General features: G+C 52.1%; 29 protein-coding genes and 1 pseudogene. 11 read left to right on the top strand and 19 right to left on the bottom strand.

Features of this window, described 5'->3' with window-relative positions:
- Window positions 1-392 precede the first annotated feature (392 nt).
- From HV229_RS13255 to HV229_RS13235, 5 genes are all read right to left on the bottom strand, one after another.
- A complete protein-coding gene (locus HV229_RS13255; RefSeq protein WP_016152975.1) occupies window positions 393-1,034 on the bottom strand; it encodes a PAS domain-containing protein in 642 nt (213 codons plus the stop codon).
- Window positions 1,035-1,158: 124 nt separating this feature from the next.
- Entirely contained in the window at window positions 1,159-2,127 is a 969-nt protein-coding gene (locus tag HV229_RS13250) for a threo-3-hydroxy-L-aspartate ammonia-lyase (protein WP_019076720.1), read from the bottom strand.
- Between the two features lie 27 nt (window positions 2,128-2,154).
- Window positions 2,155-2,550, bottom strand: a complete 396-nt coding sequence (locus tag HV229_RS13245) for a RidA family protein (protein WP_019076721.1) — start codon at window positions 2,548-2,550, stop codon at window positions 2,155-2,157.
- Window positions 2,551-2,795: 245 nt separating this feature from the next.
- On the bottom strand, window positions 2,796-3,104 hold the full coding sequence (locus tag HV229_RS13240) for a monooxygenase (protein ID WP_065554475.1): 309 nt from the start codon (window positions 3,102-3,104) through the stop codon (window positions 2,796-2,798).
- Window positions 3,105-3,140: 36 nt separating this feature from the next.
- Window positions 3,141-3,932, bottom strand: a complete 792-nt coding sequence (locus HV229_RS13235; RefSeq protein WP_181545637.1) for a PhzF family phenazine biosynthesis protein — start codon at window positions 3,930-3,932, stop codon at window positions 3,141-3,143.
- Window positions 3,933-4,065: 133 nt separating this feature from the next.
- On the opposite strand from HV229_RS13235, the gene HV229_RS13230 reads away from it, so the two are divergent.
- Window positions 4,066-4,764 carry an RluA family pseudouridine synthase gene (locus HV229_RS13230; protein WP_181545636.1) on the top strand — a complete coding sequence of 233 codons (699 nt, stop codon included), beginning with the start codon at window positions 4,066-4,068 and terminating at the stop codon, window positions 4,762-4,764.
- Between the two features lie 38 nt (window positions 4,765-4,802).
- On the opposite strand, the gene mdtK is transcribed toward HV229_RS13230, so the two are convergent.
- The gene (mdtK, locus tag HV229_RS13225) at window positions 4,803-6,176 is read right to left on the bottom strand and encodes a multidrug efflux MATE transporter MdtK (protein WP_016152981.1); all 1,374 of its coding nucleotides are present in this window, start codon (window positions 6,174-6,176) and stop codon (window positions 4,803-4,805) included.
- Between the two features lie 217 nt (window positions 6,177-6,393).
- Between mdtK and HV229_RS13220 the strand changes: the two genes are divergently transcribed.
- On the top strand, window positions 6,394-7,041 hold the full coding sequence (locus HV229_RS13220; protein ID WP_047417658.1) for a riboflavin synthase: 648 nt from the start codon (window positions 6,394-6,396) through the stop codon (window positions 7,039-7,041).
- A 41-nt stretch (window positions 7,042-7,082) separates the two neighbouring features.
- Here HV229_RS13220 and cfa read toward each other — a convergent pair whose 3' ends face one another.
- On the bottom strand, window positions 7,083-8,231 hold the full coding sequence (gene cfa, locus HV229_RS13215; RefSeq protein ID WP_016152983.1) for a cyclopropane fatty acyl phospholipid synthase: 1,149 nt from the start codon (window positions 8,229-8,231) through the stop codon (window positions 7,083-7,085).
- Window positions 8,232-8,521: 290 nt separating this feature from the next.
- A complete protein-coding gene (gene punC / locus HV229_RS13210; protein WP_016156423.1) occupies window positions 8,522-9,727 on the bottom strand; it encodes a purine nucleoside transporter PunC in 1,206 nt (401 codons plus the stop codon).
- 113 nt (window positions 9,728-9,840) lie between these two features.
- On the opposite strand from punC, the gene punR reads away from it, so the two are divergent.
- The gene (gene punR, locus HV229_RS13205; RefSeq protein ID WP_019076726.1) at window positions 9,841-10,773 is read left to right on the top strand and encodes a DNA-binding transcriptional activator PunR; all 933 of its coding nucleotides are present in this window, start codon (window positions 9,841-9,843) and stop codon (window positions 10,771-10,773) included.
- Here punR and purR read toward each other — a convergent pair.
- Complete coding sequence (purR, locus tag HV229_RS13200) at window positions 10,770-11,795, bottom strand: HTH-type transcriptional repressor PurR (RefSeq protein WP_003832757.1); 1,026 nt, start codon at window positions 11,793-11,795, stop codon at window positions 10,770-10,772. The two genes, punR and purR, sit on opposite strands and share 4 nt — an antisense overlap.
- 297 nt (window positions 11,796-12,092) lie before the next feature.
- Between purR and cydH the strand changes: the two genes are divergently transcribed.
- Entirely contained in the window at window positions 12,093-12,182 is a 90-nt protein-coding gene (gene cydH, locus HV229_RS13195) for a cytochrome bd-I accessory subunit CydH (protein ID WP_003029209.1), read from the top strand.
- A 176-nt stretch (window positions 12,183-12,358) separates the two neighbouring features.
- Complete coding sequence (locus HV229_RS13190) at window positions 12,359-13,528, top strand: MFS transporter (protein WP_047417654.1); 1,170 nt, start codon at window positions 12,359-12,361, stop codon at window positions 13,526-13,528.
- 40 nt (window positions 13,529-13,568) lie between these two features.
- On the opposite strand, the gene sodB is transcribed toward HV229_RS13190, so the two are convergent.
- Window positions 13,569-14,150 carry a superoxide dismutase [Fe] gene (gene sodB, locus HV229_RS13185; protein ID WP_016152988.1) on the bottom strand — a complete coding sequence of 194 codons (582 nt, stop codon included), beginning with the start codon at window positions 14,148-14,150 and terminating at the stop codon, window positions 13,569-13,571.
- A gap of 127 nt (window positions 14,151-14,277) precedes the next feature.
- Entirely contained in the window at window positions 14,278-15,108 is an 831-nt protein-coding gene (locus HV229_RS13180) for a C40 family peptidase (protein WP_181545635.1), read from the bottom strand.
- Window positions 15,109-15,441: 333 nt separating this feature from the next.
- Between HV229_RS13180 and grxD the strand changes: the two genes are divergently transcribed.
- The gene (grxD, locus tag HV229_RS13175) at window positions 15,442-15,789 is read left to right on the top strand and encodes a monothiol glutaredoxin 4 (RefSeq protein WP_003832760.1); all 348 of its coding nucleotides are present in this window, start codon (window positions 15,442-15,444) and stop codon (window positions 15,787-15,789) included.
- A 54-nt stretch (window positions 15,790-15,843) separates the two neighbouring features.
- Here grxD and rnt read toward each other — a convergent pair whose 3' ends face one another.
- The 4 genes from rnt to HV229_RS13155 form a co-directional block, all read right to left on the bottom strand.
- On the bottom strand, window positions 15,844-16,491 hold the full coding sequence (rnt, locus tag HV229_RS13170; protein WP_181545634.1) for a ribonuclease T: 648 nt from the start codon (window positions 16,489-16,491) through the stop codon (window positions 15,844-15,846).
- A gap of 94 nt (window positions 16,492-16,585) precedes the next feature.
- Window positions 16,586-16,993 carry a lactoylglutathione lyase gene (gene gloA / locus HV229_RS13165; RefSeq protein WP_003029198.1) on the bottom strand — a complete coding sequence of 136 codons (408 nt, stop codon included), beginning with the start codon at window positions 16,991-16,993 and terminating at the stop codon, window positions 16,586-16,588.
- A gap of 97 nt (window positions 16,994-17,090) precedes the next feature.
- Window positions 17,091-18,188 (bottom strand): alkene reductase, encoded by a 1,098-nt coding sequence (locus HV229_RS13160; RefSeq protein ID WP_003029197.1) that lies wholly within the window; start codon window positions 18,186-18,188, stop codon window positions 17,091-17,093.
- A 54-nt stretch (window positions 18,189-18,242) separates the two neighbouring features.
- The gene (locus HV229_RS13155) at window positions 18,243-18,842 is read right to left on the bottom strand and encodes a TetR/AcrR family transcriptional regulator (protein WP_016152991.1); all 600 of its coding nucleotides are present in this window, start codon (window positions 18,840-18,842) and stop codon (window positions 18,243-18,245) included.
- A 101-nt stretch (window positions 18,843-18,943) separates the two neighbouring features.
- On the opposite strand from HV229_RS13155, the gene HV229_RS13150 reads away from it, so the two are divergent.
- The 3 genes from HV229_RS13150 (at window position 18,944) to sodC (ending at window position 20,735) form a co-directional block, all read left to right on the top strand.
- A complete protein-coding gene (locus HV229_RS13150; protein ID WP_016156428.1) occupies window positions 18,944-19,183 on the top strand; it encodes a DUF1289 domain-containing protein in 240 nt (79 codons plus the stop codon).
- A gap of 49 nt (window positions 19,184-19,232) precedes the next feature.
- Window positions 19,233-20,129: an aldo/keto reductase family oxidoreductase gene (locus HV229_RS13145; protein WP_047358435.1), complete on the top strand. Its 897-nt coding sequence runs from the start codon at window positions 19,233-19,235 to the stop codon at window positions 20,127-20,129.
- Between the two features lie 81 nt (window positions 20,130-20,210).
- A complete protein-coding gene (gene sodC / locus HV229_RS13140) occupies window positions 20,211-20,735 on the top strand; it encodes a superoxide dismutase [Cu-Zn] SodC (RefSeq protein WP_016152994.1) in 525 nt (174 codons plus the stop codon).
- Here sodC and HV229_RS13135 read toward each other — a convergent pair.
- From HV229_RS13135 to HV229_RS13125, 3 genes and pseudogenes are all read right to left on the bottom strand, one after another.
- Window positions 20,711-22,751: pseudogene (locus tag HV229_RS13135) on the bottom strand (FUSC family protein). The gene sodC and the pseudogene HV229_RS13135 sit on opposite strands and share 25 nt — an antisense overlap.
- Window positions 22,748-23,611 carry an HlyD family secretion protein gene (locus HV229_RS13130; protein ID WP_080858751.1) on the bottom strand — a complete coding sequence of 288 codons (864 nt, stop codon included), beginning with the start codon at window positions 23,609-23,611 and terminating at the stop codon, window positions 22,748-22,750. The pseudogene HV229_RS13135 and the gene HV229_RS13130 overlap by 4 nt, the downstream one beginning before the upstream one ends.
- A 2-nt stretch (window positions 23,612-23,613) precedes the next feature.
- Window positions 23,614-23,850 (bottom strand): DUF1656 domain-containing protein, encoded by a 237-nt coding sequence (locus tag HV229_RS13125; protein WP_080858752.1) that lies wholly within the window; start codon window positions 23,848-23,850, stop codon window positions 23,614-23,616.
- A gap of 192 nt (window positions 23,851-24,042) precedes the next feature.
- Between HV229_RS13125 and slyA the strand changes: the two genes are divergently transcribed.
- Entirely contained in the window at window positions 24,043-24,483 is a 441-nt protein-coding gene (gene slyA / locus HV229_RS13120; protein ID WP_019076732.1) for a transcriptional regulator SlyA, read from the top strand.
- 47 nt (window positions 24,484-24,530) lie between these two features.
- Here the strand turns inward: slyA and slyB are convergent, their stop codons facing one another.
- Window positions 24,531-24,998, bottom strand: a complete 468-nt coding sequence (gene slyB, locus HV229_RS13115) for an outer membrane lipoprotein SlyB (protein WP_046276343.1) — start codon at window positions 24,996-24,998, stop codon at window positions 24,531-24,533.
- 274 nt (window positions 24,999-25,272) lie between these two features.
- On the opposite strand from slyB, the gene anmK reads away from it, so the two are divergent.
- On the top strand, window positions 25,273-26,394 hold the full coding sequence (gene anmK / locus HV229_RS13110; RefSeq protein WP_016152999.1) for an anhydro-N-acetylmuramic acid kinase: 1,122 nt from the start codon (window positions 25,273-25,275) through the stop codon (window positions 26,392-26,394).
- Window positions 26,395-26,477: the final 83 nt, after the last annotated feature.

Genomic DNA, 26,477 nt, shown 5'->3' with positions numbered 1-26,477 from the left:
TATTTATTAAATCAGGCGAAGTCTGTTATTAACGGACGGTGATTTTTGTTGTGTCTGTACAAAAAACACTCACTCTGTGGTTGTTAAAAAATCACACGATCATAAAGGTTTATTTTTTTGTGCAGCGACAGGGAATCGTTGTTTTATCGGCGGGTAACCTTGTTGAATAAATCAAACTTTTGCCTATTCCCGGGATTAGATTACACAGGCGTAGCAGACGTTCAAAAATAGTCAATTATCAGGAATTCAAAATATGCAAAATCACCTACGGGATCGTCAGCAACTTAATGAACTTATCAATGGCTGGATGCACCGCGATTGGGGGAATATGCCGCGCTGGCTTGCTGCCTGAGCCAGGCGGATATACCTTGCTGAGCGCCGCATAACCGGGTTTATTCGCCAGCCTGAGCCGACTGGCGGGCATACAGATACGCGGTTGCTCTGGAGACGCCCAGATGCTGCGCCACTGTGTCCATAGATTTTCGTACGTTCAGCAAACCGTCTTTGCGTAATTGTTGAATCAGTCGTTTACGGTCTTCAGGTTTCAGGGCGCGGGCCGTCGTTGCGCATTTAGCGGCAAAGTCATCGATACGCTGGCGGATGACTTCGTTACTGCCGGGATCGATATGTTCCTTAATGGGAGAGTCCGCGGTTTCAGTAAAACGCGCAAGAGCACTCTGCATGCCACGAAACAGCGTCATATCCACGTTCAGACAGAGTGCTGCTACGTATTTGCCTTCGTCATCCTTGATGCCGATGGAGGTACTTTTCACCGGGCGGCCATCGGCAAACTGGTTGCTGTAGTTGGCAATAATGCTGGGAAATTCAGGCGATGCGATTCGCGCCAGACCCAGTTCTGTTGCCGGTTGACCGGGTTCTCGCCCGGACAGGTTATTATGGATGGATAAAATGGCATGTTCAGGATTTTTGAGATCATGAACCACCACTTCGCAAAACGGAGAGAAGGTCTCGCTCAAGCCCCTGGCGATAGTGTCAATTTGGCTGAGAAGTGAGTTGTTATCGGTTTTTGGCATGCCAGTCTCCTGCGGTGATGCCTGTTGCCATGATTGCGGGCAGTTTACAGTGAGCAGGGTTCGCTTTTCCAGACGCGAGTGTTCAGACGGTAATAAGGTATCCGCATGGCAGATACCTTCTTGATTACCCGGCAAGGAATTCACTGTAGCGGCTGATATCCACGTTCCCACCGCTGATGATAATGCCGATTTTTTTGCCGCGAAGTTCAGCTTTGCGCGCTCTGGCGGCGGCAAAACCCAGACAGCCAGTCGGCTCCACGACAATTTTCATTCGCTCAGCGATAAATTTCATCGAGGCGACTAATTCATCGTCTGAGACAGTCAGAATATCGTGCACATTTCGCTGGATAATCGGAAACGTAATATTCCCGAGATGTTGGGTCTGAGCACCGTCAGCAATGGTTTTCGGCGTATCGATATGAACAATCTTTCCGCTGCGAAACGATTGTTGACCATCGTTTCCTGCCTCCGGCTCGACACCATAGATGATGCAGTCAGGTGACAGATGTCTGGCTGCCAGTGCGGAGCCCGAAAGCAGGCCGCCGCCGCCCAGACACACGAAAAGAACGTCTAGCTGACCCACTTCTTCAATCAGCTCTTTTGTGGCGGTACCCTGGCCCGCAATCACGTGCGGATGGTCGTATGGCGGGATCAGCGTCAATCCTTGTTTCTCTGCCAGCTCCCGTCCGATTTTTTCACGATCTTCGGTATAGCGATCGTAAATCACCACATTTCCACCATAGCCTTTTGTGGCTGCAACTTTAGCCGCCGGGGCATCATGCGGCATGATAATCGTCGCCGGGATCCCCAACAATTTTGCCGACAGGGCAATGGCCTGCGCATGGTTGCCGGACGAAAAGGTGACGACGCCCGCAGCGCGTTGTTCTGGCGTGAACTGGCGTAACGCATTCATGGCTCCGCGAAATTTAAACGCGCCCATTCTCTGGAAGTTTTCGCACTTGAAGAAAACTTCAGCACCAAATTCGTCATTAACCGTTCGGGAGGTCATCACCGGCGTTTTGTTGGCATAGTCGGCGATGCGCTCTGCCGCGGCGGCAACATCGTTATAATCAGGCAGTGTCATCTCAGTCATTGTTGTTCACCTGTATGTCGTTAAACGTCATGCTTGTGGGGCCAGGGCTATAGCTTCAACTTCCAGCGCGAAACCATAATGAAGTTCTGCAACGCCCGCTACCGCGCGGGAGGGCCGGAAATCACCGATCCACTCCCCATAGATTTTGTTAAACGTTGGCCATTGGTTGATATCTGTTACATAGACGCGTACTGACACCAGGTGCTGTCGAGAAACCCCAGCGCCAGCCAGGCAGGCATCAATATTCTGCAGTACCAGCCGCGTCTGCTCTTCAAAAGAGGCCTCGGTTTTTTTTTCGCCATCACTTGTGACCGGCAACTGACCAGAAATGAAGACGAATCCGCCAGCCGTTGTACTGTGTGAGTAATGACCTGCAGGCGGAAAACCTCCTGCAGATGAGTTCAATGTAATGTCCACGGACATAAGAGAATCTCCTGTAGTTAGTGGTAATTCATTTTGTATAAAATAATACTGTTTGTATTATTTTATACGCTTTCAAACCGCGTTCGGCTAGTGATAGTTTTCACAGATGATGATTTTGTGAACTATGGCAAACGTGACCCACGTTATATAGCTATCCTGGCGCGGTGAAAGAGGGGGAACGCTTTTGATGAGGGTAAAGCAAGGGAGTGAAGAAGCGCCCCGGGGCGGGGCGTTAAAGCCAAAAATTAGCCGATATGGCCGTGGTTAATCTTACTTAACGGTTCATTGATATCGAAGATTTTGCACGTCACGTCTTCCACACCCAGGTGCTTCAGGCGGGCCGTGTGTTTTTTGATATAGGCCAGAGCGCTGTCTTCATCCTGAAACAGGTAGATGCCACCCGCTTCGTGTTTTGCTGCGTTCTCGGTCCAGATTTTCCAGATGAAACCCGGCTCCTGGTTGATGGATTCTGCCAGTTCAACAAGCTGATGTGACATCTCAGCGCCAAACGGACCAGGAAAATCAAAGTGTATCTGCACGAGTTTGTTCGCCATAAATCCTCCATGGATTGGTTAATTCGGGTAAGGCTGCTAGCGTAACAGCACTTTACCCGTCAGATAAGTTACTGCTTGTCCACCGATATAAACACGCGTTCCTGTCAGCTGGCAGCGTAAATCGCCGCCGCGTTCAGAGACCTGGCGCGCCAGCATCTTCGTTTTATTCATTTTTGCAGCCCAGTAAGGAATCAGCATGCTATGCGTCGAACCTGTAACCGGGTCTTCTGCGACTGCTTCACCCGGGCAGAAGAAACGGCTGACGAAATCGTATTCCCCGTCACCCGGCGCGGTGATACATACCATTTTCCCGAGGGGAATCATGGCGTGGATATTCGGGCGCACAGCCTCAACCTGCTGTTGATTCTCCATCACGACCATGTAATCGCGCGCGACGCGCACTTCTTTATATTCGGTGATGCCCAATGTTTCCAGCAATAAGGCGGGCGGTTCGGCAGGTTCGCTTTGCCAGGCAGGAAAATCAAGCGTCAGCCAATCACCGCTGCGCGTGACCGTCAGTGGCCCCACAAAACGGGTGGCAAAATGAATGGTCGCTTCCGGGTAATCCAGATGTTCAAAGATGACATGTGCGGCGGCAAGCGTGGCATGCCCACACAGATTAATTTCGCCTTGCGTGGTAAACCAACGCAGCTCGAAGCCATTCTCACTAACGACAAAAAAAGCGGTTTCCGACTGGTTATGCTGCTGCGACATTTTTAATAATATTTCATCGGGCAACCAGTCATCGAGCGGGCATACTGCTGCGGCATTACCGCCAAACGTCGTAGTGGTAAAGGCATCTACCATGTAGAAATCGATTTGTTGCACGGTGTAACCCTCACATCGCACTCAGGATATCCCACACTCTATCATGCAATGATTGTCATTGGTTAAGCGCCCTGATTCGCTAGTGTGGTAAAAATTCGCTATCATCCGTTTCCACACTTCATCCTGGCCGCTCATGTCTACGATCCTCGATACCTTTATTGCCCCGCCTTGTCATGAGGAGATAGCGATCCTCTATCAGGACGAGCATCTGGTGCTTATCAATAAACCCACCGGACTGCTTAGCTTGTCGGGGAAAAACCCGCAGAATTTCGATTCGGTACATCACCGGCTGGTACAAATTTATCCCGGCTGTACGCTGGTACATCGGCTTGATTTTGGGACGTCAGGGCTGATGGTGATTGCCCGTAACAAGGCTATCAACGCCGCGCTTTGCCAGCAGTTCAGTCAGCGCGCGGTAAGCAAGGTGTATAGTGCGTTGTTGTGCGGGCATCTGAAAAACGATGAAGGCGTTATAGACGCAGCGATTGCCAAGGACCCGGCGCTGTTTCCACGGATGTCGATTTGCGCCATTAACGGTAAACCCGCGCGCTCGCGCTATCAGGTTATTGAGCGTTTTCATCATCGCCAGCAAGATGGGATGTTACTCGCTTTGACGCGGGTACGGCTGACGCCTGAAACCGGGCGTACCCACCAGTTGCGGATCCACTGTCAGCAGTTGGGGCATCCCATTTTGGGGTGCGATTTATATGGTGGGCGTCTGCTGCCAGGCACCGAACGGACGTCGAGACTGATGCTGCATGCCAGTGAACTGCATTTCAGGCATCCGGTCAGTCAGGAATGGATGACGGCCCAAAACGCCAGCCCGTTTTGAGGATATAAAAAAGCCGCCAGATGGCGGCTATTTGGGGATTATCGTGCAGCGCGTTGTAAAATAACCGCTGACGGCTGGCGCTGCAGAAAACGCATCCGCAACATCATCAACACTGCCGCAGAGGTCAGGCCGATAATAAAGCCCATCCAGAATCCTGCCGGTCCCATCCGGTCAACCACCAGATCGGTCAGCGCCAGAATATAGCCGCTCGGCAGACCCAGTACCCAGTATGCCGTAAAGGTAATAAAGAAAATGGAACGCGTATCTTTATAACCACGTAGGATACCGCTGCCAATAACCTGGATAGAGTCCGATATTTGATACACCGCGGCCAGTAACATGAGCTGCGCTGCCAGAGCGACAACTTCCGGGTTATTGTTGTAGAGCAGGGCAATGTGCTCACGGAATGTCACGGTGAAAATCGCCGTCACAACCGCCATGCAGACGCCGACGCCCAGACCTGTTCTGGCTGCGGTTTGCGCATCCAGCGTGGAACCCTGGCCCAGACGATAACCGACTCGAATGGTGACGGCCGCAGCCAGAGACATCGGCAGGACGAACATTAACGAGCTGAAGTTGAGCGCGATCTGGTGTCCGGCCACGTCGACAATCCCCAGCGGGGAAACCAGCAGCGCCACCACAGCAAACAGCGTCACTTCGAAAAATAACGCCAGCGCGATAGGTAAACCCAGCTGTACCAGGCGCTTCATTACGGCGGTGTCCGGTTTCTGGAAACCACGCTCATTACGGATATCACGCATCGAGCGTGCGCGTTTAACGTATGACAGCATGGCGATAAACATCACCCAGTAAACCGCCGCTGTTGCCACGCCGCAGCCCACGCCGCCAAGTTCCGGCATGCCAAAATGCCCATAAATGAAAACATAGTTAACAGGAATGTTCACCAGCAGGCCAAGAAATCCCATCACCATCGCCGGTTTGGTTTTGGCCAGACCTTCACACTGGTTACGGGCTACCTGGAAGAACAAATACCCCGGCGCGCCCCACAGCAACGCACGGAGGTAGCCGACGGCTTTATCCGCCAGTGCCGGGTCGATGTTATGCATGGAGCGAATAATGTATCCCGCGTTCCAGAGCACGATCATAATCAGAATGGAGACGCTGCCCGCCAGCCAGAAACCCTGGCGTATTTGATGGGCAATACGATCGCGGCGCCCGGAACCATTGAGTTGCGCAATCACCGGCGTCAAGGCCAGCAGCAGTCCGTGACCAAACAGAATGGCCGGCAGCCAGATAGATGTGCCAATGGCGACGGCCGCCATGTCCGTGGCGCTGTATCCGCCCGCCATGACGGTATCAACGAATCCCATTGCGGTTTGAGCGATTTGCGCAAGAATCACCGGAATTGCCAGAGCTAATAACTGACGCGCTTCACTTACATACTTTTGCACGTGTACACCACTATATTGTTGTTATTTGAGAGACTAAAAAAGCCGCCTTATATGGCAGCAAGGAGAAAAAGCAGGGGAAATTTCAGTCTATTGTAGCGAGGAATACGTAATTCTCCAGTGAAAAAACAGGCAGTAGCGGCGCATTGCTGGCAACCTGAATTTCCACCTGCTATTGTGCTGTGCAGAGATGTCTTAATTCAGTTCAGGAGTTAGAAGTATGTTTACGGGTATTGTGCAGGGCACCGCGAAATTGGTGTCCATTGATGAAAAACCAAATTTTCGTACGCATGTTGTGGAGTTACCTGAATATATGTTGGATGCGCTGGAGACCGGCGCATCGGTTGCCCACAATGGGTGCTGCCTGACGGTAACCGAAATCAACGGTAACCAGATAAGCTTTGATCTGATGAAAGAAACGCTGCGTATCACCAATCTGGGTGACCTGAAGGTTGGGGATTTGGTCAACGTTGAGCGTGCGGCAAAATTCAGTGATGAAATTGGCGGACATTTAATGTCGGGCCATATTATGACGACCGCCGAAGTGTCGAAAATTCTGACCTCGGAGAACAACCGCCAGGTGTGGTTTAAAGTTCAGGATCCGTCGCTGATGAAATACATCTTGTACAAAGGATTTATCGGAATTGATGGCATCAGTCTGACGGTCGGCGAGGTGACACCGACGCGTTTCTGTGTGCATTTGATCCCGGAAACGCTGGAACGTACGACGCTGGGTAAGAAAAAGTTAGGCGCGCGGGTCAATATCGAAATCGATCCTCAAACCCAGGCGGTGGTTGATACCGTTGAGCGCGTACTGGCGGCGCGTGAAAACGCCATCAGTAACGTAACGGGTGAGGCGGGAGCCTAAGCCAGAGTGTAAAACCCCCGTTGGCACGGGGGTGATAACGATTAGCGGGGAACGCGCAGGCCGTGTTCAACGCCGCGGGAAAAAACCACCTGCCACAGCTGAATGTCGCGAGCACGAAACGCACCGGCGCAGGCGTTCAGGTAATAGCTGAACATCCGTTTAAAGCGTTCGGTATAGTTATCGGCGATTTCAGGCCAGGATCTCATGAAACGCTCGTGCCAGGCCATCAACGTTGTATCGTAATCCGCGCCAAAATTATGCCAGTCTTCCATCACAAAATGCGGCTCGCTGGCGTTGGCAATCTGGCGAACTGACGGTAAACAGCCGTTCGGGAAGATATATTTATTGATCCACGGATCAACGTTATTGTCGGTCTTTTTGGAACCGATGCTATGCAGCAAAAAGAGACCGTCGGGTTTTAAATTACGATCAACCACTTCAAAATAAGTCGCGTAGTTCTTCGGCCCCACATGCTCAAACATGCCGACGGAGACAATGCGATCAAATTTGTCGTTAAGGTCGCGATAATCCTGCAGCAAAATTGTGACATCCAGCCCCGCACAACGCGCCTGCGCCATTTTCTGCTGTTCTGCCGAAACGGTCACGCCCACCACGCTAACGCCATATTGTGACGCCATAAACTGGGATAAGCCGCCCCAGCCGCAGCCAATATCGAGCACCCGCATGCCTGGCTTCAACTGCAGTTTTTCGGCAATCATTTTTAGCTTCGCCTGTTGGGCAGATTCCAGGGTATCGGCATCTTTCCAGTAGGCGCAGGAATACTGCATATAAGGGTCCAGCATGCGGGTAAAGAGATCGTTGCCCAAATCGTAGTGTTCTTTGCCGACGACCCACGCACGTTTTTTGGTCTGTAAATTGAACAGGCGAGCCGTGGCGATACGGAGCGTATCTTTAAAGTGGCGGGGGAGTTGGTTTTCAAGACCGGCGCGCAGGACTTTACAAAAAAACATGTCCAGCCGGTCGCATTCCCACCAGCCATCCATATAACTTTCGCCCAACCCTAACGATCCTTCCTGCAATACGCGTTTGAAAAAATCGGGGTTCGTTACGCGAATATCTGCCGGTGCCGGACCATTAATGGTAATACCTGCACGGCTCAATAATTCATTGGTGATGCGGTACCAGTCATCATCCGGTACGCTGACGTCTTCTATACACGATGAACTCATAGCTTCTCCATCACTGGTCGGTGATCAGAACCTTAAAATAGCGTAGACGCTTTTTTGGGCTTTGTGAGAACTCTCACGGAATTAATCCGCGAATCTATAATCCGACGTAGAACAGAGGAAGGGAGGAACCCTTGCCGAAAAGACCATCCATGGGAAAACGGGAACGTTCTTGTCCCCGTTAACACATAACAATTATCGTTTTTTTAACAACCGGAAATCAGTATAGGCCTGAATTTTTGACGATTCAACCAATAAATATTAGCAGGCTAATCAATTATCAAAGGTGATTACTAGTGAGACTCACCGTGGGCAATTTGCGCCCGATCATCTGTGTGCGGGGCATTAGCCTTCTGCGACTGCATTTTGTAACCCGCGGCCGCCAGCAGCACCGTTGTCAGCATCACGCTGGTGGTGGTGAGCAGCGGGGTGGCGATCAACCAGGAAACCACAAGACTTGCCAGGAAGCATAAACCCAGTTGCAGTGTGTTCTGCAATGCCGCTGCGCGTCCCGTAGCTTGTGGGAAAGGACGTAACGCCTGAGCCACAACAATTGGGTAGATTGCTCCATTGGCAATCGCCATAACGCAGAATGGGATGAGGATTTCAGCCAGCGCAACATGGTGAATAAAGCCGGTTGCCCAGGTGGCCACTACGCTAAAGGCATACAGAATGAGTAACCAGGGCAGCAACTGACGGCCCTGCCATTTTTGCAGCGCAGCGCGGCAGCCGTAACCACCAATTAAGAAAGCGATGGTTTGCGGAACATAACTCAGGCCAATCACCGCTGGACTGTAGCCCATTTCGCTGAGGATGAACGGGGAACCCGTCAGCCAAGCGAAGAAGCTCGCGGAGCAGGCGGCATAAATCAGCACGTTTCCGCGGTAAACTTTTGAGCGCAACAGGGTAGCGAAAGTCAGTTTATCCTGGCTGTCGTCGCGTGCTTTAGCTGTTGGTTTTAAGCGCAGAGCCGGAAGCATCAGGATTAGAGTAATGGCAAACAGGGTGGCGAAAATGGCCTGCCAGGAAAAATGTACCAGGATCCAACTGCCTAATAACGGCGCTAATGCCGGGGATAACCCGACCAATGGCATAATGGTGGCAAAGATGCGGTTTACTTTTTGTGAAGGATAATAATCGGTGACCAGCGCCTGCCAGATAACCGATGCCGCACAAACGCCAACGGCCTGAACAAAGCGCAGTACCAGCAGACCGGTGGCATTTTCAACCCACAGCATGCCCAGACTGCCCAGCGCGAAGATGGATAAACCCAGCAGCAAAACAGGCTTGCGACCATAATGGTCAGAGAGCGGCCCCCACAGAAGTTGCGCGACGGCAAAACCCGCTAAGAATAAGCTAAGGCTGGCGCTGACGGCAGATGCAGGCGTCTGCAGATCGGACTGAATTGCTGCAAAGGCGGGCAGATACATATCCGTTGCCAGAAAGCCGAGTACGCTAAGACCCGCCAGCCAGACTAAAAATCCTTTCCCAGGTTGCATCATCATTTCTCTTTTTTTAGCAGTAGAACAATGCCGCTGAGTGTAGTGAGTGTAATTCTTGCTGTGAAACGCTAATATTTGCTTACTGATTTTAAATTTTTTGTAGGCAGAATATGTGGTCGGAATATTCACTTGAAGTTGTGGATGCGGTTGCGCGTAACGGTAGCTTTAGTTCGGCCGCGCAGGAGTTGCACCGCGTACCCTCGGCGGTAAGCTACACCGTGCGTCAACTGGAAGAGTGGCTGGCGGTACCGCTTTTTGAGCGACGCCATCGGGACGTGGAATTGACGCCTGCCGGTGCATGGTTTCTCAAGGAAGGCCGCTCTGTTATCAAAAAAATGCAGATCACCCGCCAGCAATGTCAGCAAATTGCCAACGGCTGGCGCGGGCAGTTGGCGATCGCGGTAGATAACATTGTCCGCCCGGATCGTACCCGACAGATGATCGTGGATTTCTATCGTCATTTTGATGATGTGGAACTGCTGGTTTTCCAGGAGGTGTTTAACGGTGTCTGGGATGCGCTGTCCGATGGGCGCGTTGAGCTGGCAATCGGCGCCACGCAGGCGATTCCGGTGGGGGGGCGCTATACCTTCCGCGACATGGGAATGCTGAGCTGGAGCTGCGTGGTGGCAAGCCATCATCCATTGGCGTCAATGCCCGGACCGCTAAGCGACGACACGTTGCGCAACTGGCCGTCGCTGGTGCGTGAAGACACGTCGCGTACGCTTCCCAAGCGTATTACCTGGCTGCTGGATAACCAAAAGCGCGTTGTGGTGCCTGACTGGGAATCTTCTGCTACCTGTTTATCTGCAGGTCTGTGCGTGGGCATGGTACCGACGCATTTTGCCAAACCGTGGATTGATAGCGGCAAATGGGTCGCGCTACAGCTGGAGAATCCATTTCCTGATGCCGCATGCTGCCTGACATGGCAACAGAACGATACGTCGCCGGCATTGAGCTGGCTGCTGGACTATTTAGGGGATAGTGAAACGCTGAATAAGGAATGGCTGCGGGAGCCCGATGAGGCTCCCGCACAACAGTCTTAACGACGGTAATCGCGGAACGGGCCGTCGGCAACGGAGCGGCGTTCTACCAGGCGCGGATGAACCTCGATAGACTGCGACTCTTCACGTTTATTCACAATACGGTCTAACAGCATGTTGAAGGCCGTTTCCCCCAGTGAATCTTTAGGCTGGTGAATGGTCGTCAGAGCCGGCGTGAAGAAGCGGGCATTGCGCACGTTGTCGTAACCGATGAGCGAAACATCCTGCGGTACGCGCAGTCCCATCTCGTCAGCGGCGCACAGCGCACCCATCGCCATAATATCGCCACCGCAAAAGACGGCGGTCGGACGATGCGACTGTGACAGAATTTGCTGCATGGCGCGATAGCCCGATTCAGGCTCAAAATCGCCCTGCACAATCCAGTTTTCAGGAACTTTAATCAGCGCTTCTTCCATCGCTTTCATAAAGCCTGCCAGACGCCCGGCTCCGGTATTACGCTCCATTGGGCCTGGGATCACGCCAATCTCACGATGACCGCGTTCTACCAGATACCGACCCGCCATGTAACCGCCTTCGAAGGCGTTATCAATGACCGTATCGGTAAAGTCGGCTTTAGCTTCGCCCCAGTCCATGACGACCATCGGAATATGGCGGTACTCTTCGAGCATCGAAAGCAGCGACTCCGGATACTCTGAACACATCACCAGCAGACCATCAACGCGCTTTTGCGCCATCATTGACAGATAAGCCTGCTGTTTTTCGAGACTGTTCCATGCGTTACCCAGAATCAGGGTATAGCCTTTCTGGAAACAGTTTTTCTCAACGGCTTCGATAATTTCAGCGAAATAGGCCGCTTCGCTGCTGGTGGCCAGCAAGCCAATAGACTTGGTGTGATTCACCTTCAGGCTGCGCGCCACGGCGCTCGGAGAATAGTGCAGCTCTTTGATCGCCGCCCAGACAGCATTACGCGTTTCTTCCGCGACAAAGCGCGTCTTGTTAATTACGTGTGATACGGTTGTAGTGGAAACGTTTGCTCGCTTCGCTACATCTTTAATTGTTGCCATTACATCTCACTCCAGACCATATCCTAAGCTCCTGAGAATACTCCAGGTAAACGTTTGCCTTAACACACCCTTAGCGCAACGTAAGGGTTGCGGCACGCCGGGAAAACGACACGGAACGTCAGGAAGGGGTCAATGGCCGGTACGCTAATCAAGTAAGCGTGGAATTTTGTCTGATCTTAACGAAAAGGGGAAGAGTTAAAAGCAGTTATCAATATAAATCGTGAGAGATTTTTGCTTTCAAGTGTGTAAAAATGCGCAATATCACTTTTTGTGTGGGAATAAAAAGGAGAAAACTTGATGAGCACCGATCTGAAATTTTCGTTAGTGACTACCATTATTGTTCTGGGTTTGATCGTCGCGGGTGGCCTGACCGCAGCGCTGCATTGATTTCCCCCGAGGGAGTTCGCTCTCCCTCATCCTTTCCGCTTGCCTTTCCCGTCGATTGTTTGCGAATAAGCAAAAGTCTTTTGCAATTTTGTTAACTTTATTAATTTTGCGATCAATGTCATGCTTTTGACTCTTATTTTATGTCGCGCCCCGGCTCGACGTTACGGAGTCGAAATATGAAACTCAATTATCCTTTACTGGCGCTGGCGATCGGCGCGTTTGGTATTGGCACCACTGAATTTTCGCCAATGGGATTATTGCCCGTCATTGCCAAAGGTGTGGATGTCTCGATTCCCGCGGCCGGAATGTTAATCAGCGCGTATGCGGTTGGGGTGATGGTGGGTGCTCCGCTGATGACATTACTGCTGTCCCATCGTGCGCGACGTAATGCGTTGATATTCCTGATGGCGATTTTCACGCTGGGCAACGTGCTTTCGGCTATTTCGCCGGATTACACCACCCTGATGTTATCGCGTATTTTGACCAGTCTGAACCATGGGGCATTTTTTGGTCTTGGCTCCGTTGTCGCTGCAAGCGTAGTACCCAAACATAAGCAGGCCAGCGCCGTGGCAACCATGTTTATGGGGTTGACCATTGCCAATATCGGCGGTGTTCCTGCGGCGACCTGGCTTGGTGAAACCATCGGTTGGCGTATGTCGTTTATGGCAACGGCGGGTCTGGGCGTCATTGCCATGGTCAGCCTGTTCTTCTCATTACCCAAAGGTGGGGCGGGAGAGCGCCCGGATGTCCGTAGCGAACTGGCGGTACTTATGCGTCCGCAGGTGCTGTCGGCGCTGCTGACGACCGTTCTGGGAGCCGGGGCGATGTTCACGCTTTATACCTATATCTCGCCAGTGTTACATACGATTACCCATGCCACACCGGCGTTTGTGACCGGTATGCTGGTGCTGATTGGCGTTGGCTTCTCAATCGGTAACTATCTTGGTGGCAAACTGGCTGACCGTTCCGTTAACGGTACGCTGAAAGGCTTTTTACTGCTGCTGATGATTATTATGCTGGCCATTCCTTTCCTGGCGCGTAATGAGCTGGGTGCGGCAGTTAGTATGGTGGTCTGGGGGGCAGCGACGTTTGCGGTCGTTCCGCCGTTGCAGATGCGCGTGATGCGCGTTGCCAGCGAAGCGCCTGGATTATCATCGTCAGTCAACATTGGCGCGTTTAATCTGGGGAATGCTCTGGGTGCCGCAGCCGGTGGGGCGGTGATTTCCGGTGGGTTGGGCTATAGCTTTGTTCCGGTGATGGGGGCAATTGTGGCGGGGCTTGCGCTGCTGCTGGTCTTTATCTCGGCGCGCAAACAGCCTGAAGAGGCTTTCACTACCGCGAATTAATGCTAAAACGCAGAAGGGTTCTCCTTCTGCGTCATCTTTTTTATGCTGCGAAGTTCTTCGCAACAAATTCCCAGTTCACCAGCGCCCAGAAGTTTTCCAGGTAGCCAGGACGGGCATTGCGATAATCGATGTAGTAGGCGTGTTCCCATACGTCAACGGTCATCAGCGGCGTCGCGTCGGTGGTCAGCGGTGTACCTGCATTGGAGGTGGAAACGATAGCCAGTTTGCCATCTGTTCCTTTTACCAGCCAGGTCCAGCCAGAACCGAAGTTTTTAATAGCGGCATCGGTGAACTGCGCTTTGAAATCCGCAAAGCTGCCAAAGGAGGCGGCAATTGCTTCGGCCAGTTTACCGGTAGGTTCGCCACCTGCGTTCGGTGCCAGGCAGTTCCAGTAGAACGTGTGGTTCCATACCTGTGCTGCGTTATTGAATACACCGCCTTCAGAGCTACGTACGATCTCTTCCAGTGATTTGCCTTCAAACGCCGTGCCTTTAATCAGGTTGTTCAGATTAGTCACGTAAGTTTGATGGTGTTTGCCATAGTGATATTCCAGCGTTTCGGCAGAAATGTGCGGTGCCAGAGCATCTTTGGCATACGGTAATGCAGGTAATTCAAACGACATTGCTTCTCTCCTTATTATTTGTATTGAGTACACACAATAGCCTCATTGTGAGTAAGGATAGGGTAGCAAATTGAAAGGTTATGCAAAAGAAGAACTTACCCTACAGCAGGTACTGTAGGGTAAGTTTTTAACGAATTGTTTTTGGCGTCATTACCCGACGAGCGCCCACATAGTGGCGCTGCCAGTAATCTTCACTCAGAGAGGTGATTTGAATTTCCTGGCCGCTGCGCGGTGACTGAATAAACTTACCGTTGCCAACATAAACGCCAACGTGATCGGCAGTTCCACGCCCCTGGGTACGGAAAAATACCAGATCGCCATTTTTCAGTTCGCCACGTTCAATCGGCGCAGCATCGCGCAGATGATACATTTCGTTCGCTGTACGTGGAATGCGGAATTTCACCAGATCTTTATAGGCGTAATAGACCAGACCGCTGCAGTCAAACCCGGTTCTTGGTGAGGTGCCGCCCCAGCGATAAGGCTTGCCGATTTGATTCATCAGCGTGGACATGGCGGTTTTAGTGGCTTTCTGCACTTTCACTTTATGCGCGTCAGCCAGCGTCGTTGGTGCGGTGGTTTTCACTTTTACACAGCGCGGCTTATGGCCTTTGCGCGGCGTGCATTTTTCAGTCCAGGTAACGGCAGCGGTTTGTGCTGCGGTGTTTTTACCACGACGGTTTGCTGTTTTAGTCGACTTTGCCGGAGCGGCAGTACGATGTTTAGAAGAGGAAGCGGTTTTGGTGCTGGTTTTGCTGGTGGTCTTTGTCGACGTTTTCTTGCTGGTCTTTGTTGTTTTTTGGCTGGTTGTTGCGCTTTTCTTTTTATCTACCGTTTTGATGGTGTGGGAATGGGTAGGTGTCGTCCTGGCCTGCTTGGAAGCATGAGCCATGGGCGTAAAGGGCAGTGTAGTAAAAAGTAAAGCACAGAGCGTGATCGAGATTCGGTTTATCCGCGCCACTGAGCAATCCTCTGGTAAGGCAGGTCTATCATGCCTGCGTGTGATTTTCAAAACTTGATGATTCTAATCTATAGAAAGAGGGAAAGTTAATAGCTTTTTTGTTTAAAACTACGTTTCGTAACCGACCGCAAAAAAAATCAGCAATTAAAGTTGGCGTTGGTGAACGAATAATCAAATCCACAGGCTTTAAGGGGATAAATGAGATTGTGAATGCAACTTTTGGCGTCAGGGGATAAAATAATAACGCGTAATGAAAATGTTATTTTCCGTTGCCTGTCTGACCCGCTACAATGTCAGACTACTGCCGTAAAAGAAGTTTAAGGAAGCAAGATAATGAGCACCACTATCGAAAAAATCCAGCGCCAGATCGCTGAAAACCCGATTCTCCTGTACATGAAAGGTTCCCCTAAACTGCCAAGCTGCGGTTTCTCCGCTCAGGCTGTGCAGGCGCTGTCCGCCTGTGGTGAACGCTTTGCTTATGTTGATATTCTGCAGAACCCGGATATTCGCGCCGAGCTGCCGAAATACGCAAATTGGCCAACCTTCCCGCAGCTGTGGGTTGATGGCGAGCTGGTTGGCGGCTGTGACATTTTGATCGAAATGTACCAGCGCGGTGAGTTGCAGCAGCTGATTAAAGAAACAGCGGCGAAATACAAAACCGAAGAGCCGGACGCTGAATAATATCAGCGTAAATAAAAAAGCGACCTCGTGATGGTCGCTTTTTTTATCGGTCCGTTATGCCTCTTCAGGTACGGGAAGAGGCCAGCCGCCGAGACGTTTCCAGCGGTTAACAATTTCGCAAAACAGCACGGCCGTCCGTTCGGTGTCATACAGCGCCGAGTGCGCTTGAGTCCCGTCAAATTCCATTCCCGCCGCCAGGCACGCTTTCGATAACACAGTTTGCCCCAGAGACAGGCCGCTTAAGGCCGCAGTATCAAAGGTAACGAACGGATGAAATGGATTACGTTTGAGCGAGGCGCGTTCTGCAGCGGCCATCATAAAACTGTGGTCGAACGTAGCGTTATGCGCCACCATGATCGCCCGATTGCAGCCGCTGTCTTTAATGCCTTTACGCACCAGTTTAAAGATGGCATGCAGAGCGTCATATTCGCTGACCGCTCCGCGTAGCGGATTGTTAGGGTCAATTCCGTTAAAGGCGAGGGCTTCCGGCTGCAAATTCGCGCCTTCAAATGGCTCTACGTGGAAATGTAACGTCGTGTCCGGCATCAGCCAGCCTTGTTCATCCATTTTCAGTGTGATGGCTGCGATCTCAAGCAGCGCATCGGTTTTGGCATTGAACCCTGCGGTTTCGACATCAATGACGACAGGATAAAAACCACGAAAACGGTCACACAGACCGGAAAGTTGAGCGTTATCGGACATCTGGGTCTCTTAATACGGGAAAATTGCAGCGCGTATTATGGCAAAATGATGAGTATAAAACTACGGGCACAGACGATCTGCGCCCGTGGGGAGGTTAGTCGCCCAGGCCGCGCCCGGCGTCTTTCTCTTCGATCAGTTCAATTTTGTAACCGTCTGGATCTTCAACGAACGCGATTACGGTGGTGCCGCCTTTTACCGGACCGGCTTCACGCGTGACGTTACCGCCATTCTGACGAATACGTTCACAGGCTTCGGCTGCGTTATCTACGCTCAGGGCGATATGGCCGTAGGCAGTGCCCAGCTCATACTTGTCGACACCCCAGTTATAGGTCAGTTCGATCACGGCTTCGCTGGTTTCAGGGCCGTAGCCGACAAAGGCCAGGGAGTATTTGTATTCAGGGTTTTCGCTGGTACGCAGCAGCTTCATGCCCAGCACGTTGGTATAAAACTCGATGGAACGCTGCAGGTCACCCACGCGCAGCATGGTATGAAGTAAACGCATCTTTTTCCCCTTCGAAAATGGCTAATACATTCAAAATGTTGTTTTAGTATAGCGGCGTTGTTACGCCGCTATCAATGGCAGAACGGAGTTTGTGACGTTAGAGGGTAGGATAATCGGTGTAACCTTCCGCGCCGCCGCCGTAGAAGCTTTCGGCACGTTGCGGATTCAGCTCCGCTTTACGCTGCAGGCGCGCAACCAGATCCGGGTTAGCGATATAGGCGCGACCAAAAGCAACGGCGTCGATCAGGCCTTTCTCGATCAGTGCTTCTGCTTTTTCAGGTGTGTAGGCACCCGCACCAATGATCGGACCGTGGAAACGTGCACGAACTTTTTCGCGAAACGCATCGGAATACGGCTCGCCGCCAGCCCAGTCCGGCTCAGACATATGCAGGTAAGCGATTCCGCGCTTGCCCAGTTGTTCAATCAGATACAGCGCATCGGCTTCTTCGTTCGGGCCGTTGTCAACGTTCTGGAATGAACCAATCGGAGAGACGCGAATACCAATGCGATCGGCACCCCATTCTTTAATACCGGCATCGACAACTTCCAGCACCAGACGTGCACGATTTTCGACGCTGCCGCCGTATTGATCGGTACGCTGGTTAGACGTTGGCGACAGGAACTGGTGCAGCAGATAGCCGTGAGCGGAGTGCAGTTCAACCATGTCGAAACCCGCTTCGCGCGCGTTGGCAATCGCCTGACGGAAGTCATTAACGATGCCGGGAATTTCTTCAGTTTCCAGCGCACGCGGCATTGAGGTATCCGCACGTGTTGCCAGACCATTTTCATCACGAAGCGAGGTCCGGGTACCGGCGCTAATCGCGGAAGGTGCGACCGGTGCCTGACCGTTGGGCTGCAGACTGGCGTGAGAGATGCGCCCGGTATGCCACAACTGGACCGCAATATGACCTTGCTCCGCATGTACGGCAGCGGTGATTTTTTTCCATGCGGCAATTTGCGCTTCGCTGTGTAAGCCGGGTGCCCCCGCATAGCCTTTCGCCTGTGCGGAAATCTGTGTAGCTTCACTGATGATAAGACCCGCGCTGGCGCGTTGACGGTAATACTCGGCCATCAGCGGAGTAGGGATGTCGCCAGGCTCAATGCTGCGCAGACGCGTCAGTGGCGCCATGAATACGCGGTTTGCTGCCGTAATAGCACCCACTTTCAGTGGGGAAAAAAGTTTTTCAGATGACATATGGCACTCCTGAATAGACCGGTCGTCTAGTAATAAAAGAAATAAAAACGCCTGTTAAACGGCAGGCGTAGTAATGATGGTTTTAACGTGCGCCAGCGCATTTTCCAGCGGGGTGGCGCTACGAGAAATCTTGGCCTGCAGGTTGGCGCCCAGCCACAGAGCATACAATACCTGCGCCTGTTGTAACGGCTCGCCAACAAAGGACAGACAATGATTTGCCTGACCTTTCTCCAGCGCCTGCGCTAACAGCGCAATAATGTGCCGCGCGCCTTTATCCATCGCCGTGCGCATATCTTCTGACAGATCGCACACTTCGGCAGACAGTTTTACGGTTAAACAACCGCTGATAATGCCGTGCTGGCTAAACTGGTTCAGGGTTTCCTGATAGTAGGCCAGAATGCGGTCGCGATAGTTTCCTGCCCCCGTATCAAAGTGCGTAGCCAGTCGCTGATGATAGGCCGCATAGTGGCGTTCCAGCATCGCGACACCGAACGCTTCTTTAGAGCGAAAATAGTGATAAAACGAACCTTTGGGGACTTCAGCGGTTTTCAGTAGTTCGCTTAAGCCCATACCGGTGAAACCGCGCTGCATACACAGCAGTTCGCCAGTCGCCAGCAGATGTTCGCGTGTATCGTGTTCAGTGATTTTGTTCATGGAAAGGAGTGTAATAGACCAGTCGGTCTAATGCAATAGCGCTTGCGAGAAATTCAGTTAACGTCTTCAATAGGTATATCAATCTTACGAAAGGAGGGGATGTGGCCGAACAGCTGGAGTTTTTCCCCGTCCAGAGCCCATGCCGTGGAATATGTCAGTCTGACGAGCGCGGTTTTTGCCGTGGCTGTTTTCGCAGTCGGGATGAGCGTTTTAACTGGCAAAAGATGAGCGATGCCGAAAAGCAGGAAGTGCTACGGCTTTGTCGTCAGCGCCTGATGCGTAAATTACGAGCAAACAAAGCCAACCCTTCGGAAGAACCGCAACAACCTTCACTCTTTTAAAAGCGTAATTGCGTATACTCGATGCACATTCACTTATAAGGAAGCTGCTATGGTTCAGCGTATTACTATTGCGCCGCAAGGTCCGGAATTTTCTCGCTTTGTAATGGGGTATTGGCGCCTGATGGACTGGAATATGTCCGCGCGCCAGCTAGTCAGCTTTATTGAAGAACATCTGGATCTGGGTGTTACCACCGTCGATCACGCCGATATTTACGGCGGATACCAGTGTGAAGCGGCGTTTGGTGAGGCACTGAAGCTGGCCCCGCATCTGCGTGAAAAAATGCAGATTGTTACCAAGTGCGGGATCGCCACGACGGCGCGCACGGAAAATGCGCTGGGTCATTACATCACCGACAGCGCGCATATTATTGCCAGTGCGGAAGCATCGTTGAAGTTACTGGCGACCGATCATATTGATTTGCTGCTCATCCACCGTCCCGATCCGCTCATGGATGCGGACGACGTCGCCGACGCGTTCAAAAAATTGCACCATAGCGGAAAAGTGCGTCACTTTGGCGTATCTAACTTCACCCCGGCACAGTTCTCACTGCTGCAATCGCGTCTGCCGTTCACGCTGGCGACTAACCAGGTTGAGATCTCACCGGTACATCAGCCGCTCCTGCTGGATGGTACTTTAGATCAACTGCAACAACTACGCATTCGTCCGATGGCCTGGTCCTGCCTCGGCGGTGGTCGTCTGTTTAATGACGATGCGTTCCAGCCATTACGTAATGAACTTGCCACAATCGCAGAAGAGTTAAACGCGCAGTTCATTGAGCAGGTGGTGTACGCCTGGATTTTACGTCTGCCGTCTCAGCCGCTGCCGATTATTGGCTCAGGGAAGATAGAGCGTGTACGTGCTGCCGTTGAGTCTGAGTCATTGAACATGTCTCGCCAGCAGTGGTTCCGTATTCGCAAAGCCGCGCTGGGTTACGACGTACCGTAATCGCGTTTTTGACGCTTCTCCGTTCAAATTTGTGTCACTGGTTTACACTTATCAATCAGACACCTTTTGGACGGAGGTCTTATGAAGCGTTTGAGTTTGGCCATTATTACTCTACTCGCCTGTGCAGGTGCGCAGGCTGCCAGTGAAGAAAAAGTGACGATGAATCTGGTAACGTCGCAAGGCGTCGGCCAGGCGATTGGTACGGTCACTATTGTTGAAACCGGGAAAGGGCTGGAGTTTACGCCCGATCTGAAAGCGCTACCGCCGGGTGAACATGGCTTCCATGTGCATGCGAATGGCAGTTGCCAACCGGCGATTAAAGAAGGAAAAGCCTCAGCCGCGGAATCGGCTGGAGGCCATTATGATCCGCACCAAACCGGCAAGCACGAAGGTCCGGAAGGCGCAGGCCACATGGGCGACCTGCCGCTGCTGGTGGTGAATAACGACGGTAACGCCACAACACCGGTCATTGCGCCGCGGCTGAAAACGCTCGATGAGGTTAAAGGCAAAGCGCTGATGATCCATGTCGGTGGCGATAATATGTCCGATCAACCAAAACCGCTTGGCGGTGGCGGAGCGCGCTACGCTTGTGGCGTTATCAAATAATCAATTGCCTAGCGTACCCGGCGGAGGCGCCTGTTCGAGCTGAGAAAGCGAGCAGTGTAGTCGCCAGATAAGCGCCGACAGTTCCTGCGCCGCAGGTTGATGATGGTGGGCGAGCGTGTCGCAAATACGCTGTAGCTCACTCAGCGTGGCATTCAGCGGCCGTTGCTGAACGCCGCGCTCACTCATTACGTCGCGAAGCAGCGATATACACACGTCTCTGACGCGAGCCAGAGGATCTGAACGCACCTCCCAGGTGCGCAGTTGCCACACCACGTGCGAGCAGTTCAGCAAGACAACCCCCCAACGCAATAGCCAGCGTCGCGCCAGGGCATCCTGACTGTTGCTGAGCTGGCTGACGTGGTGATAGGTCAGCGACTCAAATTCGTTTTCACTGAGCGAGGGATGTCGGCTGAGCTGATCGACAAAATCCCGGCGCAGGGCGCGAATATGGCGGCGACCTTTCCGCGCATCCGATCCAGGCCGCAGAATGGCGAATGCCAGCCACGATAGCGCCACGCCGGTGATTTTCGCCATATTGTCATTCAGGAAATCAGCAAAATCATAAACCGGCGGATTAGTCACCGCGATAAACGATCCCATAAACACGATTAGCTGTCCCCAAAGACCCGCCAGCGCAGGCATTTGCAGCTTCAGGAGTTGCATGGTAGCGAGTAGCGGGAAGAGAAACAGAATGAATTGCCAGAGGTCAGAGATTTGCACCATCAGGCCAAACTTAACCACAAAGCTAAACAGCGACAGCAGAACCAACGTGCGCATCAGCAAAGAAAGTGACTTGAACGGCGTGGCTACGGCGGAATAGAGCACGCTGCTGATGGCCGCGAGCGTTAGTGCGCCAGAGCCTGATTCCCATTGCGCGCCAATGCTCCATGCGCCGATAAGCATCAGGGTACAGAACGTACGCAATCCGCTCCAGAGGGCTTCCGCATTATCGGTATGACGGGCAAGTCCTGGCGTGCGGGCGATAGTAATACGCTCGGCGGTAACGCCATTTTCCAGTAAATGCAGATAATGACTGCTGCGTAAGTATAGCCGACAAAAATAACGCAGTCGTTGCCAGAAGGCGACGTGCCGATAGTCGCGCGCATCGAGGGGACGCAGGGGGGCGATAATACGCGCCACGGTGTAGGTGTCGGTATTGGATTTGACCAGCTCGCTGAGCAGTTGTTCGATGATTTGCCGGGTATTAGCCGGGGGATTGGGCCAGTTCAGGAGCATCCTGCGCAGACTGGATATCACGCTGGTCATACGTAACTGCTGATGCAACAGCGAATTGAGCAACGCATTTTGACGGCGAAAACGGTAGTGACTCCAGAACGCCTGAATACGCAGCAGGTTCATGGTCAGAATCTGACCGATAACACCTTCATGGGCTGTGCGAATTGCATCCGTTGTCTCCGGTTGCCAGAGTAAGCTGGCATGCTCCAGTAAACGCGAATGCATGTTTTTCAGCGCGGTAAGCAATGTGGTGCCATCGGAGGTGCTGGGGAGGATCATCATCATCATGCCGCCGCACAGGATACCGACGATGACCTCGCATACGCGGGCCTGAGCGATATCCCACAACTGCGTAATCTCTATGGTATTGACCATGGGAAAAGCAATGATCGCCGCCGTATAACCGGCCAGTTGAAAGGCGTAGGCGACGTTATTGGTGAAGTGCGCGCAGGCCCAGGTACAAAAACCGATCCACACTGACATGCTCAGCAAAAACAACCACGGCTCATTGAGGGTATGACCGGCAATAATCAACGCGGCGGTGGCGCCCAGTAAGCTACCCGCAACACGACCCAGACTTTTGCTGATAACCCCGCCGACGGTGGGAAAGCTGACCACTGCCGCCGAGGTCATCGCCCAGTAGGGCTCATCCAGATTCAGGTAATAGGCGAACGTTAACGCCAGACACATCGCAATGGTATTTCGCAACGCATAACGCCACTGCGCTACCGTGGCTTTAAACCACGGCCAATGGCCTGGCATCAGGTGGGACAGTTTCATTTACGCTGGCCGATAGACACGCTGCAGGTCGTACCAGAAACCAGAGTGACATCCTGCGGCAGAGCGTCGAATTCGATGCGGACCGGAACGCGTTGGGCCAGACGCACCCACGGCACATTGGGTTTGATGTCGGGAATCAGGCCGGAATCGCTTTCCACACTTTGGTCGTAGATGGCGCGACCAATACTGGATACGTGACCCTGTAACTTTATGTTGTCGCTGTAGAGCGTGATAACCGCAGGAGCACCTTCACGAATGTGGCGCAACTTGGTTTCTTCAAAATACCCCATCACATAGAAAGAGTGGCTGTCGACAAGGGCAAACAGGGGCTTACCGGTTGAGGCGTAGTCTCCAGTACGAGTTGAAAGGTTGGTGACCCAGCCCGCTACGGGCGCTTTGACCACCGTCTGCGTCAGTTGCCACTGTGCCTGGCGCATACTGGCCTCGGCTGCTTCAACGCTGGCCTGCATGGCTTTCACGTTGAGGTTAGCAGTATCCAGATCTTCGGCTGAGATATAATTTTGCGATAAATGACGGCGGCGGTTGGCTTCGTTATTGGCTTTCGCCAGATCGGACTGTGCCTTCGCCAGCTGCGCTTGCGCATTCAGTTCAGCAATGTGAAACGGCGTCTTGTCGATGATAAAAAGGACATCGCCTTTGTTCACAAACTGGTTATCTTTTATATTGAGTTCGCTAATGCTGCCTGAGACCTGCGGCGTGATGCTGACCTGCTCAGCACGCACTTTGCCATCACGTGTCCAGGGCGATTGCATATAGTAATTCCACATCCACCATCCGGCGAAAACTGCGATTGCAGCGACTATAATGGTGGAGAAGTATTTAATGGTTTTAAGCGACATAATCACCACACAATCAGCATTACAAAGGCCAGACATACGCAAAGCGTAAAGAGTGACAGATCCATTAACAGGGGATGCCAGATTTCGCCGGAGTAAATCCAGTCGCGTAGCAGGCGATGAAAAATCAGCCAGAGAATAAATCCTGCTACAAACGCCTTGAAAACAGGAGGGAAGTAGACAGATGCTCCGATCATTAAATCTTGTAGGGGCAATCCTGTTGCATTAAACATAAACTTCACGGGCAAAATCCTTGGCGGAAGAGAGCATTGCTATAGGTTTAGCAAAAAAGAGACAATGAGTCTCTGTAACGCATAATGTCTGAAAAAATGTCAGCCGGTAAGCAAATTTGGCAATACATTTGTTTTGGGAATACAAATGCTGCACACTATTCTAAAATCAGCATAATAACTTAGCAAGCTAATTATAAGGAGATGAAATTGGAATCGCCATTAGGTTCTGATCTGGCACGGTTGGTGCGCATTTGGCGTGCTCTGATTGACCATCGCCTGAAACCTCTGGAGTTGACGCAGACGCATTGGGTTACGCTGCACAACATTCATCAATTGCCGCCTGATCAATCGCAGATTCAGTTGGCTAAAGCGATTGGCATCGAGCAGCCTTCGTTGGTACGCACGCTTGACCAGCTGGAAGAAAAGGGACTCATTTCACGACAGACTTGCGCCAGCGATCGTCGGGCAAAGAGAATTAAACTGACAGAAAAAGCAGAGCCGCTGATTGCAGATATGGAAGCGGTTATCAATAAGACGCGTGGAGAAATTTTGGAAGGGATTTCAGCTGAGGAAATTGATCTGCTGATTAAACTGGTCGCCAGACTGGAACACAATATTATTGAACTGCAGTCACAGGGCTGAAACGATAAGATGACGTGTGGCCAGAGCCTGACCACACGTGTATTCGATTAGCGTGGAGACACGGTAACCTGGCTGCCGTTGTTAGCCATAACAACGCGCTGGCCAGCTGAGAACTTGGTTGCACCCTGTTTCTGAACCACCATGATGGTATTACCGTCGTCCTTACGGATTTCCAGTTCTACACCCTGGGTTTTATTCATCGCACCTTGTACGCCTTGACCCGCTACGCCACCGGCAACTGCGCCAGCCGCCGTGGCTAATGAACGACCCGTACCGCCGCCGACGGTGTTACCCAGGAACCCGCCGAGTACCGCACCACCAATGGCGCCAATCACGTTTGCGTCATCGCCACCCTGGATTTGCACCGGACGAACATGAACAATTGTACCGTAGGTAACGTTCTGAACTTGTTTCGCTTCGGATGCGGTGTATACGTCGCCTGAAAGGCTATCATTGTTAACGCAGCCCGCCAAAGACACACCCATTAATGCAACAATCAGCACACGTTTAATCATTTACAAATCTCCTTTAACACCACGAAACGCTAATAAAGCACCCTTCATGGCTAAATTATATGGCACTTGTGAGCCTAAGGTCACATGTTCTACTGGAACAATATGAAAATCTTAACCGAAATCGGATATACCGAGTATAAACGAATCATTCATATAATTGATGTAATAAAGCGTCCATTGTAATGATTAGCCCTCAAAAATCATTAAGGAAGCATGGCATTAGTCGGCACTTTATGGTTGAGTGTCAAGGCTAATTTGCTTAAAAGGATGACATATGAAATCGGGCCGTTTTATCGGTGTAATGTCTGGAACCAGCCTTGATGGCGTCGATGTTGTGCTGGCGACAATAGATGAAACGATGGTTGCGCAACAGGCGAGTCTGACCTGGCCTATCCCTCTCCATATAAAGCAGGCGATCCTGGATATCTGCCAGGGGCAGCAGCTTACGCTATCGCAGTTTGGCCAACTCGACGCACAGCTCGGTTATCTGTTTGCCGAGGCGGTGAATGCACTGTTGGCACAGGAAAAATTGAAACCGCAGGAGATCGTTGCGATTGGCTGTCATGGGCAAACCGTGTGGCATGAACCGACGGGAATCGCGCCGCACACGCTGCAAATTGGCGACAACAATCAAATCGTTGCGCGTACCGGGATAACGGTGATCGGCGATTTTCGTCGCCGCGATATCGCTCTCGGCGGGCAGGGCGCGCCGTTGGTTCCCGCTTTTCATCAGGCGCTGTTGGCTCATCCAACGGAGCGGCGGATGGTGCTAAACATCGGCGGAATTGCCAATCTGTCTCTGCTTATCCCACAGCAACCCGTTCGCGGTTACGACACCGGGCCGGGCAATATGCTGATGGATGCCTGGATCTGGCGGCAATGCGGCCAACCCTACGACAAAGATGCGCAGTGGGCCACATCGGGAACGGTGATCCTGCCTTTACTGCAAAATATGCTTAACGATCCTTATTTTTCTGCGCCTGCGCCGAAAAGCACTGGCCGCGAGTATTTCAATTATGGCTGGATAGAACGTCATATGGCGCAGTTCCCGGGAATAAGCCCGCGGGATGTGCAGGCGACGCTTGCCGAACTGACGGCCGTGACCATTTCCGAGCAGGTCTTGCTAAGCGGAGGCTGTGAACGGCTAATGGTATGCGGCGGCGGCAGCCGTAATCCGCTGCTGATGATGCGTCTGGCGGCGTTATTGCCAGGGACAGAGGTCACCTCAACCGATGAGGCTGGGATCAGCGGCGATGATATGGAGGCCCTGGCTTTTGCCTGGCTGGCGTGGCGAACGCTGGCGGGATTACCGGGAAATCTGCCTTCCGTGACCGGCGCATCAGAACCGAGCGTTTTAGGGGCGATTTATCCCGCTAACCCACGAACTCAGAGTTAACTGAAATTATTCAGCGCCATATGTCGATAAACTAGGGATATTAGGGAGGGTGCCATTACCCTCCAGGACCAGGAAAGTCTTCA

Source organism: Citrobacter sp. RHBSTW-00524 (assembly GCF_013747755.1).
Taxonomy (GTDB): Bacteria; Pseudomonadota; Gammaproteobacteria; order Enterobacterales; family Enterobacteriaceae; genus Citrobacter; species Citrobacter braakii.
The sequence above is the reverse complement of the archived record's forward strand: the minus strand, read 5'-3'. Positions and strand labels throughout refer to the sequence as shown.

Coding starts and splice junctions, on each gene's coding strand:
- purR (WP_003832757.1), bottom strand. CDS start 11,795: ATGGCAACAATTAAAGATGTAGCGAAGCGAGCAAACGTTTCCACTACA.
- HV229_RS13160 (WP_003029197.1), bottom strand. CDS start 18,188: ATGTCATCTGAAAAACTTTTTTCCCCACTGAAAGTGGGTGCTATTACG.
- anmK (WP_016152999.1), top strand. CDS start 25,273: ATGAAATCGGGCCGTTTTATCGGTGTAATGTCTGGAACCAGCCTTGAT.
- HV229_RS13155 (WP_016152991.1), bottom strand. CDS start 18,842: ATGAACAAAATCACTGAACACGATACACGCGAACATCTGCTGGCGACT.
- grxD (WP_003832760.1), top strand. CDS start 15,442: ATGAGCACCACTATCGAAAAAATCCAGCGCCAGATCGCTGAAAACCCG.
- HV229_RS13245 (WP_019076721.1), bottom strand. CDS start 2,550: ATGTCCGTGGACATTACATTGAACTCATCTGCAGGAGGTTTTCCGCCT.
- slyB (WP_046276343.1), bottom strand. CDS start 24,998: ATGATTAAACGTGTGCTGATTGTTGCATTAATGGGTGTGTCTTTGGCG.
- rnt (WP_181545634.1), bottom strand. CDS start 16,491: ATGTCCGATAACGCTCAACTTTCCGGTCTGTGTGACCGTTTTCGTGGT.
- sodB (WP_016152988.1), bottom strand. CDS start 14,150: ATGTCGTTTGAATTACCTGCATTACCGTATGCCAAAGATGCTCTGGCA.
- HV229_RS13145 (WP_047358435.1), top strand. CDS start 19,233: ATGGTTCAGCGTATTACTATTGCGCCGCAAGGTCCGGAATTTTCTCGC.
- HV229_RS13190 (WP_047417654.1), top strand. CDS start 12,359: ATGAAACTCAATTATCCTTTACTGGCGCTGGCGATCGGCGCGTTTGGT.
- gloA (WP_003029198.1), bottom strand. CDS start 16,993: ATGCGTTTACTTCATACCATGCTGCGCGTGGGTGACCTGCAGCGTTCC.
- HV229_RS13240 (WP_065554475.1), bottom strand. CDS start 3,104: ATGGCGAACAAACTCGTGCAGATACACTTTGATTTTCCTGGTCCGTTT.
- HV229_RS13130 (WP_080858751.1), bottom strand. CDS start 23,611: ATGTCGCTTAAAACCATTAAATACTTCTCCACCATTATAGTCGCTGCA.
- cydH (WP_003029209.1), top strand. CDS start 12,093: ATGAGCACCGATCTGAAATTTTCGTTAGTGACTACCATTATTGTTCTG.
- sodC (WP_016152994.1), top strand. CDS start 20,211: ATGAAGCGTTTGAGTTTGGCCATTATTACTCTACTCGCCTGTGCAGGT.
- HV229_RS13255 (WP_016152975.1), bottom strand. CDS start 1,034: ATGCCAAAAACCGATAACAACTCACTTCTCAGCCAAATTGACACTATC.
- HV229_RS13220 (WP_047417658.1), top strand. CDS start 6,394: ATGTTTACGGGTATTGTGCAGGGCACCGCGAAATTGGTGTCCATTGAT.
- HV229_RS13250 (WP_019076720.1), bottom strand. CDS start 2,127: ATGACTGAGATGACACTGCCTGATTATAACGATGTTGCCGCCGCGGCA.
- cfa (WP_016152983.1), bottom strand. CDS start 8,231: ATGAGTTCATCGTGTATAGAAGACGTCAGCGTACCGGATGATGACTGG.
- punR (WP_019076726.1), top strand. CDS start 9,841: ATGTGGTCGGAATATTCACTTGAAGTTGTGGATGCGGTTGCGCGTAAC.
- HV229_RS13230 (WP_181545636.1), top strand. CDS start 4,066: ATGTCTACGATCCTCGATACCTTTATTGCCCCGCCTTGTCATGAGGAG.
- punC (WP_016156423.1), bottom strand. CDS start 9,727: ATGCAACCTGGGAAAGGATTTTTAGTCTGGCTGGCGGGTCTTAGCGTA.
- slyA (WP_019076732.1), top strand. CDS start 24,043: ATGAAATTGGAATCGCCATTAGGTTCTGATCTGGCACGGTTGGTGCGC.